The 11,459-nt window shown below is 57.0% G+C and carries 7 protein-coding genes and 1 pseudogene; 5 read left to right on the plus strand and 3 right to left on the minus strand.

The features are described 5' to 3' along the window. Positions 1-405 (plus strand): DUF7544 domain-containing protein (locus C468_RS00435; RefSeq protein WP_049911761.1); only part of this gene is annotated, 405 nt, incomplete at its 5' end. Between the two features lie 44 nt (positions 406-449). Here the strand turns inward: C468_RS00435 and C468_RS00440 are convergent. Then, positions 450-1,022, minus strand: coding sequence for a PH domain-containing protein (locus tag C468_RS00440; RefSeq protein ID WP_008846883.1), 573 nt, complete (start codon positions 1,020-1,022; stop codon positions 450-452). A 6-nt stretch (positions 1,023-1,028) separates the two neighbouring features. Further along, entirely contained in the window at positions 1,029-1,724 is a 696-nt protein-coding gene (locus C468_RS00445; protein ID WP_008846884.1) for a PH domain-containing protein, read from the minus strand. A 110-nt stretch (positions 1,725-1,834) separates the two neighbouring features. Between C468_RS00445 and C468_RS17145 the strand changes: the two are divergent. The 3 genes and pseudogenes from C468_RS17145 to C468_RS00455 form a co-directional block, all read left to right on the plus strand. Continuing rightward, a pseudogene (locus C468_RS17145) lies at positions 1,835-2,185 on the plus strand (SOUL family heme-binding protein); the annotation flags it as partial. A gap of 177 nt (positions 2,186-2,362) precedes the next feature. Continuing rightward, on the plus strand, positions 2,363-4,948 hold the full coding sequence (locus C468_RS00450; protein WP_049911763.1) for a PD-(D/E)XK nuclease family protein: 2,586 nt from the start codon (positions 2,363-2,365) through the stop codon (positions 4,946-4,948). Continuing rightward, on the plus strand, positions 4,945-7,794 hold the full coding sequence (locus C468_RS00455) for a UvrD-helicase domain-containing protein (protein ID WP_008846887.1): 2,850 nt from the start codon (positions 4,945-4,947) through the stop codon (positions 7,792-7,794). Before C468_RS00450 ends, C468_RS00455 begins: the two co-directional genes overlap by 4 nt. Positions 7,795-9,206: 1,412 nt before the next feature. Here the strand turns inward: C468_RS00455 and C468_RS18440 are convergent. Then, positions 9,207-9,383 carry a hypothetical protein gene (locus C468_RS18440; RefSeq protein WP_169330889.1) on the minus strand — a complete coding sequence of 59 codons (177 nt, stop codon included), beginning with the start codon at positions 9,381-9,383 and terminating at the stop codon, positions 9,207-9,209. A 468-nt stretch (positions 9,384-9,851) separates the two neighbouring features. On the opposite strand from C468_RS18440, the gene C468_RS00460 reads away from it, so the two are divergent. Then, the gene (locus C468_RS00460; protein WP_049911765.1) at positions 9,852-11,096 is read left to right on the plus strand and encodes an RNA-guided endonuclease InsQ/TnpB family protein; all 1,245 of its coding nucleotides are present in this window, start codon (positions 9,852-9,854) and stop codon (positions 11,094-11,096) included. Positions 11,097-11,459 lie beyond the last annotated feature (363 nt).

Raw genomic sequence — 11,459 nt, forward strand, 5'->3', positions numbered from 1 at the left:
ATTCAGACAGACTCGGGTGTACTCGCGGCGTGGCGTCTCCTCTGGGGGTCGATCAAGACCGCGTGGAAGCAGTATCTGGCGTACGTCGTGATCGCGTTCCTGTTGACGGTCGCAGCCGGGATCATCGTCTCGATCGCGGTCGGGATCGTCGCAATCGTGCTTCTCATCCCCATCCTCATCGTCGCCGCGATCACGCACGTGACCGTCTCAGTGTCGTCGACGGTCGGGGTTGTCGTTCTCGTCGCACTCGCGCTTCTGTTCGGACTGTCGATGCTCGTCATCTGGACGATCGCACAAGTCCCCGTCGTGACGTATCTCCGGTACTACGCGCTGCTTGTGCTCGGTGACATTGACGAGACGTTCGACGCCCTATCCGCCCGCCGACCGTCGAGAGAAGGGTCCTGAGACGATCTCTCGACATGAGCGCCGCCCTCTGGCGTTCTCGAAGACTATTCTTCCAGAGAGCGGCGAACCGCTCGGATCTCGTCACGAATGTGCTGCCACTGCGTCAGATCTCCAGGGATACCGGATTCCCGTCGATCCATCCCACCGAGACCATCGTCGCTCGATGCTGCTCGATCCACGAGTGCCCGGATTGCACGAGGGTCTTCGATCGCCCGGAAGGAAAGGTCGTCCCCACCGGCGATTTCGAACGTTACCGAGCCGTATCCGAATATCGACCCCGTGATATCCTGCCCGAAGGAGCTGTTCTGGACGGTTTCGAGGTTCGCCTGTGTGACAGACCGGGTCAGCACGCCGCGTTTCACGTAGAGCGCTTCGTCCGTTATCACGTACTGCACGCCTTGGAGCGCGAAATACTGCCAGAGCGGGATCGCCACTCCGAGTGGCACGACCGCGAGGAAGAGCGCGGATTCGCTGGTAACACTGACCACGATCCCGGAGACGAGAAGGAAAACGCCGATCACGACTGACGGAAGGATGGTAGTGATCCGTGGGCGGCCGGACCAGTCGATCGATTCGTTAGTGCTGATCGGGATCGCCGGGTCGATCGAGTCCGTCATGGCGGGCTACCATCCATTATCCGACTCCTGGCCGGCGGGAGTGTTCTCGGCTCTCGGGTCGCTGCTCACGAACTCATCGTGGCTGGTGTCGTCCTCACCGGTCGATTGTTCCTGCGTCGCAGTACCGGTGGTGGACGTCGTGGCCGATGTGTTTCCTGTGGTCTCCTGTTGCGCGTCGAGAGTAGAGCGGATCGCTCTGAGTTCGACGAGGATCTCGTCAAGCACGTCACGCTTGGTTTCACCCGATTCCGTCGTCGGTTCACCACGGCTGCCTTTCACGCGTTTGTTGATGAGCTCCTGAATCTCGCGCGGTTCCGGGACGGATCGGAACTGCATCTCGATACCGGAGCCGCCGGCGGTCGAGATATCGACGTTTCCGTAGCCGAATCGAGAGCCGAAGAATCCCTGGCTGTAAGAGGTGTTCTGGACCTTTCCGAAATCGATGCGCTGGACGTCACGTGAGAGGATTCCGGTCTTCTTGTACAGCCCATCGGTTGTCACAACGTACTGGGTATTCTCGCGCTGGAAATAGGCCCCCGCGATGATGAACAACCCAACGAGTATGAGAGCGAGAGGCAGTCCGACGACAAGCGCTGGGATCAAGCTACTCTCGTGTGGTTTTCCAGACCAAACAATCTCTTCGTCCTCGTCGAGGGTTAACCAGTCGGCAGTTTCGGGGTCGATAGTCGCTGACTCCGACATACGAGGCACTTCGTCAGATGGCTGTATGAAACTCCCGACCGGACGATCGCGAGAGTTGTCTGTCAGTACGTCTGTTGATCGTTCACTCATCTAGCCACGGTAGCACTTTTTCACTTGCGATGACGACTCCCGTTCGATCAGAGGCGACCGGGACCGACGCTGAGACGATCCGGATGGCGTTCTATCTACCCTCCGAGTACACGCCGGAAACAGCACCGGAACCGACGGATTCAGACGTTACACTTGTCACCGAACCACCGAAGACAGTCGCCGTGGATCAGTTTTCGTGGTATGCCCCGGAGTGGCGGGTCACACGACGGACGGAGAAGCTACTTGCTACGCTTGAACATGAAGACATCGAACCGGACGGCGATCCCTATCTGCTCCGGTATAACGACCCGTGGACACCGCCGTTCATGCGACGAAATGAAGTGGCGGTAACGGTCGTTGAGGGGGAGTGAGGGTAGCCCACGCGAGAACACTGCTCGAACTGTACATCGAAGCGTGCGAAAGAGAGCGTGCACAGATATGGATCACTGGTTCTGTTGTGAAGCTCATCGAAACCGGAGTAGAAATAGTCATAAAACGAACAATAACTTCTGACAAAGATTTAAGCGACACCATCGACTCCACCGGATGTGCCATTCCCCCGCGCGAAATCATCACGCCAACTCTACGACGAAGTCAAATCGTACGACCGCGTGATCACCCCAGACGGGCCGCTCGCAAGTTCGCTGAACCGCCAACTCGATCGGCCCCACCTCGGTCCGTTCGCGATCCCGCCACGTCGGCTTGCCATCGGTCGGCGCCAAGAGTCCGAAGACCGCCTCGCGTTCCTCGGCATGATCGCCACCGAGGACATTTCGTGGAAACGGTGCGCCTACGCGGTCGGGAACATCCTCCAGTGTTGGGAACACCAAGGGACACACGACGCTATCTTCGAGTACGACGCGTATCTCGACGACACCACTGAACGCGCAGTCGAGCGGATCGAAGAGCTCGAAACGGCGTCGATGAAGCTCACAAACGAGACCATCGATCCGGACCTCGACGTGGTCGTCGTCGAACCGGAGATGCTTACGCAACTCGAACGAGCGTATCTACCCGCGGAGTACGACACAGTCAGCCTCTTCACCGAGGCGGAGTTCGAGCTACCACCCTTCCGTATTCACGACTCGCCGACGGCGATCGTCGAGACGGTCGTCGATGCAGTCACTGAGGGGAATGCGGAAACCGTCGGGATCGTCCTCGATCAGGAAAGCGAGTACTCGCCACTCATCGAGTCTGCGCTCGAAGCGGCTGACCTGCCGTTTTTCGGGGGGCCGGGCTTCACTGATCGCAGCGAACACCGACTGTTCCTCCATCTCCTGCGGACTGCTCACCGCGGAACTGACACCCGGATAAGCGAGATTCGGTCGCTGCTGACGGCCTTCGAGTGCGACGTTGCCGACCGTGACGCAGACAAGCGACTCCACGAACTCGACGATGGGGACCTGTCGTGGCTAGTCGACTTCTGTCACGATATTCGGGAATACACATTTTCGGACGCGCTCTCGGCGTTCGAACACCGCACCGGCGACACTCTCGATAGCTTTCGGGAGGAGCTACACACGCTTGGCATCGCCGATGAGTTCGTTACGGAAGCCCGACTCGACGACGTGTCGTTCTATCTGCAGACCTATGAGGTGCCCGTCGACCGAGACAACGAAGGCGTGCTCCTCGCTGACGCGAAATCGGCGTCGTACGTCGGGCGAGAGGTCGTCTTCTACCTGGGACTCGACGATCGATGGACCCACTCGGCACCACGCCGTCCGTGGGTTGATCAGGACGCCCAGTTCACACGGAATCTCAAGAGCTTCCAGTTGCTGTTACAGAGCGGGAGCCAGCAACACTACCTCGTACAGGACGCGACCGGTGGATCGCCTGTCACACCGTGTCTGTACTTCGAAGAGCTGCTCGAAGCAGCGTACGATCGCTTCTCCGAACTGCCGTCTACAACCCATCAACTCCACTCTGAACCACGAGATGGGACTGTATTCGACACAGAGCCAGTTGACGTGACTGCTGAGCCTATCGAGACGGTCAGTAAGTCGAGTCTCAATACCTACGTGAACTCACCCCGGGATTACTACTTTAGCCGGATCGTCGACGGCCCAGAGAAGGACTATCTCACAGAGGGCAACTTGCTCCATGACTTTGCGGAGTTCTACGTCAACCATCCAGCGGTTATCGATGACGCGGCACTGACGGAAGTCGTCGATCTCATGCTCGATGAAGTCCGTCCGCTGGTCCGCTCCGTCGACGAACGGACGTCTCGCACCGAATACCGTGCAAGCCTCGAAACAATCGTCTCGTATCTCGACGCTCGTCCGCCGACAGACGGGAAGTTTCTTACGCCCGCCACCAGCGGTGAGAACGCTATTGCCGACCACTTCGGCGACGATATCGAGTCCCCTGTAACTGAACGCGGATTCGCTGACGCGGACCTAGGCATCAACGGGATGATCGACCTTGTTCAGTCGGAAAGCGAACTGCTTGACTACAAGAGCGGGAGTGAGAACAGCGCCAATTCGATCGTCAAACACGCCGCGATCGACGAACCCACGGACGAGCCCGATTTTCAGGCGGTGTTGTATCTCACCTATTGGCGGTCACAAACGCCTGCCGAACAGCTCTCGTTCACGTTCTTCTATGTCACCGAACTCGTCGACGACGTGATCGCTGGCGACGCTGATCTCGACGACGCGCTGACGACGGTGACCTACTATCCCGGATCGCTGACCGAACACGTCCGAACTGAGGAGTTCTTCGAGTACCTTCGTGAGGAGGGGGCGAACAACTGCCAGAAGATCCTCTCGAAGATCGACTATCAGACGTACGCGGCCCTCTTCGATGCCGCACAACTCGTCGAGACGACTGACAGCGACGAACTCATCGACTCGGAGTTCGGCCGAACAATGATCGAGCGCCTCGAAGCGGAGATTGGTGAGTACAAGTACGTAACGACGGGAAGCGAACAGGTTATGCGGGAGATCGCCCGCCAACAGAAGGGGGCGTTCTTCGAACCCGATCTCGACGCGTTCGAGTCGTTCGTCGAGGACCGGCTCATCGAGATCAACCGACGTCGCGCTGGCGAGGACCCGTTCCCCGTTGCGGGACTTGCTGGCGAGCCGAATTACCGGCGGGTGGACAACCGGGATTTGCTCTTGGAGGGGGAACAATGACCGATGTCGAACCGAATCCGGAGCAGCGCGACCTTATCGAGTCGATCGACGGCCCGTATCTCGTCGACGCTGGTGCTGGCACCGGTAAGACCTTCACCGTCACCCGACGATATGCGACCATCGTCGACCAAGACGGGATCGACCCGTCCGATGTCCTGTTGGTGACGTTCACGAACAACGCGGCCGAGGAGATGCGAGAGCGGATCGTGCGGCATAGCGAGTACGGAATGCGGGAGCTCTCCAACGCACCGATCCAGACGTTCCACTCGTTGGCACACGATATTCTTGACGAACACGGACACGACGCCCCCACGTGTCTCGGGATCGAGGAGACGATCACCGGATCGACCCGAGTCATCGAAGACGACATCATCGAAGCGGCGCTGTTTCGCGAGTTCATCGACCAGTTCATCGACTCGCATCCGGAGTACGACGAGTTCTTTACGGCGATCTCAAAGGCGACGGAGCTGCTCGATCTCATCAACGAGCTGTCCGCGAAGGGGGTGTTCCCCACCGCAAACGGCTGGTACCGCGACGGCGAGTCACACCTCGACGGTGACTTTGCGGGGTTCGAGGCGCTGTTCGCCGATCTGAATGCCCCGCGGAACGACGGCAGCAAGCAATCGAAGCTCCGGTCGAAGCTCAACGAGTATGGCAAAGAGAAGAGCTACCTCCCAGCGGCGCCTGACCGACGGGGACTTCGCGGGAACGGCAAGCAGATTCCAGCGGACGTTGCCGGGCGCGTGTTCGAGGAAGATCGGACAGCGCTCAAGCAGTTCGTCCACGACGTGTATCACGCCTACCTTGCGTTCGCGCTTCGACGGAATTACCTGAACTTCGGGTTCCTGCAGCTGTTCGCGTTCGTCCTTCTGTGTGAAGACCACGACCTCCGAGAGCGGCTGGGGTACGAGTACGTGATGGTCGACGAGTTTCAGGACTCCAGTGAGATCCAGTTCAAGCTCATGCTTCTACTGGCCGGCACAGACAACATCTGCGTGGTCGGCGACTGGAAACAGAGCATCTACAGCTTCCAATACGCCGACGTCGACAACATCCGCGAGTTCGACGGCCGACTCCACCGGTTCGTCGGTGAACTCAACCGAGACGTAGACCGCGTCGCCTTCCGGCCGACGACGGCTGCCGGCAAACAACTGACGCGGAACTACCGGTCGACGCAGTCCATCTTGCAGTTCTCTACCCATGCGCTGACAGCTCGTGCGACGAAAAGCGAGTCACTGGACACGGAGGCGATCTCCGAGACGGTCACGCCGTTGGAAGCCGACACGAACCGTGACGACAGCCGTATCGAGGCGCTCACGAGCGAAAACGAACACGAGGCGATCCTCGCGAAAATCGACGAAATCGTCGACAATGAGGACTACGCCGTCGAAGGCGACGACGGCGAGTACCGCGCGCCGAACTACGGCGATGTCGCCGTGGTGACCCGAACCCGCGATTTCGGACGAGATCTACTCGACACGGCGAGCGCATTCGGTCTCCCGATGGCGTACGAAGGTGGCATCGAGGTCTTCCGGACGGACGCCGCGAAGCTCCTGTTAGCGTGGCTCCGTATCCTCGAACGCGACGCCGATCGTGGGTGGGCGCTCGTCTTGGAGGAGGCTGGGTACACGATCGACGAGGTGAACGCGATCCTCGACCGCGACGCCTATCCTGACCCGATGGGTGCCTTCCGCGAGGAGTTGCGGGAGATGGAGACGTTGGGGGGCGTCGCCCGCCGCGTGTTCGACCGATACGATCGGGACGGTCCGACCGCAGACGTCGTTCTCGACACCATTCAGTCGGTCCACGGGGCGACGACGTTCACTCGTGGAGAACTGATTCAGTTCATCGAAGCGGCGATCGAAAACGGTAGCACCCATGAGGTTGGAGCCGGTGCGGGGACAAACGCGGTGACCGTCCAGACGATTCACGCGACGAAAGGCCTCGAATACCCGATCGTCATCCTCGCGAATATGAACGCGAACAAGTTCCCGTCGAGCGGCGGCAGCGGGAGCGATATTACCTACACCGATCCGATCGGACTCCGACAGCGAAAGGTGTACTCCGAGGAGGCTCACGATGTTCCACACGTCTACGACAACTGGCAGACAGACGTTCTCAACAAGTGTCTCCCGCAGAACTACGACGAGGAGCGCCGGCTCCTCTACGTAGCGATCACGCGCGCCGAGAGCCACGTCATTCTGACCGCTGGCGAGGATCCGAACGTGTTCCTCGACGAACTGCCCGTCGCCGTCGAAACGGTCGATCCGGATCTGTCGACCTTCGACTCACGAGACGACGAGTATGCACCGTATACGGTTGCTATTCCGGACCCTGACGGACCAGCGCGGTACTCTCCTCATACGTTCATTGACGACGCCGTTTTCGAAGGGGACACCGGCGGTCGAGGGATGGAATTCGGGTCGGACGTCCACGAGTTCGCAGAGCGGTACGTGCTCGGTGAGGCTGCCGACACCCGCGGTAACCCTGACAAAGAGCATGTGAGGGAGTTCTTGGATTCGCTTGCCGGCGAGAAGACCGCTGAGATCGACGCGTTCCTCCCGCTGACCGTCGACGACGAGGAGGTGACGATCGGCGGGATCATCGACTTGCTCCACGTCACCCCTGACCGCGTTGATATCATCGACTACAAAACTGATCTCACAACCCACGCCGAAGACGAGTACGAGAAACAGCTCAGCATATACTACCATGTCGTTGTCGACCAATATCCAGATCGGTCGGTCTCCGCATCGATTTTCTACACTGCTGATGGTGACCGCCGCAAAATACACCCTCTCAGCAAATCGGAACTCAGAGAGCTCGTCCGAACACATCGAGCGTGACTTTTTCTCCACTTAAATCGGGGTCAGACAGGTACTTTTGACTTTCCAGCTCTGTTGAAATCCTCAGAAAGTGATATATTTCCGCCGGTCGCCTTCTATACAGGGAACTCACGTACCGATATTTAACGCCGATTTCTCCACAATATGTCAGTATCAGCGTGCGAGATACAGAGAATGTAGTCAGCGTTAGTATCGAGTCAGAGATTTCATTCCACAATTTACATGACCTACCACAATCACGCTCTCTAACATAGCCAATGTCCGAAGAGTCGCCCGGCAGGTCCTCCAATAAGCCCTCCAATTCACGATGGTGGTATGGCGTCGCGTTCTTCATCGTGGTTTTTGTGTTAGTACAGGCCTCGTACGGTATTCTTCAGTTAGTGAGCGAACCACAGGCCGGTTCTCCACCAAGCCTCGTGCCCTCCAGTCCAGAAACTGGTTTGCTATTCTTATTCTCCTTGCTCTCGGTAGCAGCGACCGTTCTAATCGGAGGCCTTCTAGCCCCACTGTACTCGCTCTGCATCTATCTCGATGCCAGAACACTCCGTCAGAAAGACAGCGACTGGATACCAAACCGAGTGCTGTGGGGTGGCGTTGCCATACTACATTTGGGTTCGTTTGTGTTTTCTGCCGTACAACTAATCACGATTCCGGCCGGGGTGGCCTATCTTTACAAGCGTCACAAGGAAATCGGGCTCGGATAACCACACAAACCGTTTTAATTCTCAGTTACCGACTCGCGCGCTGTATTCAGCAAGGTCTTCTCAAACTGCTCAACAGCTGTCAGTACCGGTGTGCGAGATACAGAGCGTAAAGTCAGCACGGCTCTCATCTTCATTCCCGACTCTCTCGAATGAATCGGCTACTAACTGGGTGTGCGAAATGAGCAGTAGTCTGAGAGTCTGCATTCGAAAAGGATTCATGATTTTCTCCTGAGATATCGTGTATTCTCAAGTGCTCTCCGTACTCTCAATGTAATTGTTGATAACCATCGGGAGAACCGCTGCGATAAGAACTAAGACACTCGTCGACACGAGTAACGGGGCATCTAACCCATCATCAGCAAATACGGCAAGGATAATTCCTATAACAGCACATATAAACACAATTTCATTTTTGCGGGAAACCATATCAGATTAGATTATTCCCGTTTCACTATATTCTTGCGATATAACTATAATAGCGGTAGAATAGACAAAGAATCAGACACCAACACTGCTCAGGTAAATCCGCTATATTGACCGAATCGCAACCCGTGCTCCAGTCTGCTTCGGCTGATCAATATGCGCGCTGTATGCAGCAGCGCCTTCGCTAACTACTCTGAGTCTGTCAGTAACGGCGTGACCGATACGGAGGGTGGATACAGCACGAGACACGGTGACTGTCAATACCTGCATATTTCAACAAAACCATCACTTTCGATTCATCAACGCTTCAAAAGCGATACCAAGCGCCATCCCAATAGCTATCCAGAGCGCAAAATCATCTACTGCGAATCCAATAGCCGCTCCGATAGAGAAACCGAATAAGAGCCCCCATCCTTGCTGAGATCTCCAATTGTACCACTTCTGCGTTTCACGGTCACTCATGATATCCTCCGAGTGTAAACAAGATTTCGAACAGTCTTCACACCAACTACGATTCTCCACCGATGAGAATATGAGATGTCTATAATTCTCATCTATGACTCTAATTCAAGCTATATTAGTAACTGAGAAAACGCATCTCTGCTATGCTCATCTGTTGCTCCAGATGGGTGGTCATCGATACGCGCCCTGCATCTCGCACAGCTATCAGAACATCTCTCTAAGCTGGTAGAAATTTAACGGCCAATTCGCACTCTTTGTTGCCCGGCTGTTTCAGTCGGTAATGTGTCTGAAGAATCGATTTCAACACAGCCACTTTTCAGCATAATTCGAGGTGGAGCCTCCGACCTCAAGGAGCGAGTGTAGCGAGCGAGTAGGTCGGAGAGGAAACCGACAAACAACGACGCAACCGCACGACGGTAGCTACCCGGCTCCCAAGGGTATAAGAATCGTCAAGTAGTAGTCTGAAATATGGAGGTGCGTCGAACTGCGCCGGTCAAACTCGTTGTTCCCGATGAACGGCGCGACGACCTCCACGAATCTGCGCGACAGTTCCTCTACTGTGCGAATCGTGCTGCCGAGTTCTGTTGGGACGATGACTCCTACACGAACTGCACCACTGCAAACTCAACTGCACGAGACGCACTCTACGCGGAGCTGCGGGAAGAAACTGATCTCACTGCCAACCTCGTTCAAGAGGCCATCCGACGCGCCGTCCAAGCGACGAAAGGGTGCGTTGAACGGTGGAAACAGGGTAAACGTGTGAGCCAACCGGAGTTCACCTCGTGGAGCATGGTCTATGATAAACGAAGCGCCACATTCTACCGGAACAAGGTCTCGCTCTCAATTGTCAACGGGCGTGTTGAGTGCGGTTTTGAACTTCCGGCGGACAGCCCAACGCCCTACGAACAGTACGTTCTTTCGGGGGAGTACGAGTTCCGGGCGAGCACACTACAGTACGACGAGGTGGCCGATGAGTTCTACTTCCACATTACAACCCGGAAGTATGATGACGACGAGTCCGAGGTTTCGGCAGATACCGGGCACCAAACAGTCCTCGGTATCGACCTCGGCGTCAACAGCCTCACAGTAGCTTCGACCGGCACGTTCTGGCAGGGAGACGACTACGACCATTGGTGCCGCGAGTTCGAGAAGCGGCGTGGTGAGATGCAACAGCGCGGCACGCAAGCCGCACACAACGCCCTGCTTCACCTGGGAAAGCGGGAAGAAGCGTGGCGGAAGCAGTACATCCACACGGTAGCCAATGAGATCGTTTCGGAAGCCGTCGAACACGACTGCGACGTGATCGTGTTCGAGGAGTTAACCGACATCCGTGAGCGTCTCCCGCAGGCGAAATGGCACCACGTGTGGGCGTTCCGACGCCTGTACGAGTACGTCTCCTACAAGGCACCAGAACAAGACGTCTCCGTGGAGCAAGTCGATCCGAACCACACGTCTCAGCGCTGTTCTCGGACGGATTGTGGGTTCACGCATGAAGCGAACCGCAACGGAGAACACTTCGAGTGCCAGAAATGCGGATATGAGGTCAACGCGGATTACAATGCAGCGAAGAATGTCGGGCTACGCTATGCTCGAAAGCGGAAACACAGACTCCGCTCCTCGCCCAAGTCGGGGAGCGGAGACGCACCAGTAGACGTGCGTATAACTGGTGGGACGTTGAACGGCGAGGGTTACCAGCCTATTACTGGGGACTGATTGCCAGGAGTCCACATCAAAGCCCTACCCTCAAGGACCGAGGCGCAGAGCACCGAGGGAGTAGGGTAGGGTAGTTTACTGATTCTTGATGTCCTCTTTTCGACGGGCAACTCATGCAGTTGCAAAGATCTGCCTTCTACGAGCCTCGGACTCATCGTTGTCCCGCCAGTCTCCTAGCTCTCTTGAGACTACGGCACATGGGTAACCGACCCCACCCTACTTCGCTCGGCCTTGCGGCCTCGCTCGTTGAGGGTGGGGCTTTGATGTGGTTTTTGCCCTCGGTTGGCGCGACGGGGCGTCTTGTGCGCCCCGCCTACCGGACGCCCTTCGGGGTCGACAAACCCACCATTCAGGGCCGGGCTA

Origin of the sequence: Halorubrum kocurii JCM 14978, assembly GCF_000337355.1 — an archaeon.
Lineage (GTDB): Archaea > Halobacteriota > Halobacteria > Halobacteriales > Haloferacaceae > Halorubrum > Halorubrum kocurii.

Bases quoted from the DNA above. Each gene is read 5' to 3' on its own strand.
- C468_RS00455 (WP_008846887.1), top strand. From the start codon at position 4,945: ATGACCGATGTCGAACCGAATCCGGAGCAGCGCGACCTTATCGAGTCG.
- C468_RS00440 (WP_008846883.1), bottom strand. From the start codon at position 1,022: ATGACGGACTCGATCGACCCGGCGATCCCGATCAGCACTAACGAATCG.
- C468_RS00445 (WP_008846884.1), bottom strand. From the start codon at position 1,724: ATGTCGGAGTCAGCGACTATCGACCCCGAAACTGCCGACTGGTTAACC.
- C468_RS00460 (WP_049911765.1), top strand. From the start codon at position 9,852: ATGGAGGTGCGTCGAACTGCGCCGGTCAAACTCGTTGTTCCCGATGAA.
- C468_RS18440 (WP_169330889.1), bottom strand. From the start codon at position 9,383: ATGAGTGACCGTGAAACGCAGAAGTGGTACAATTGGAGATCTCAGCAA.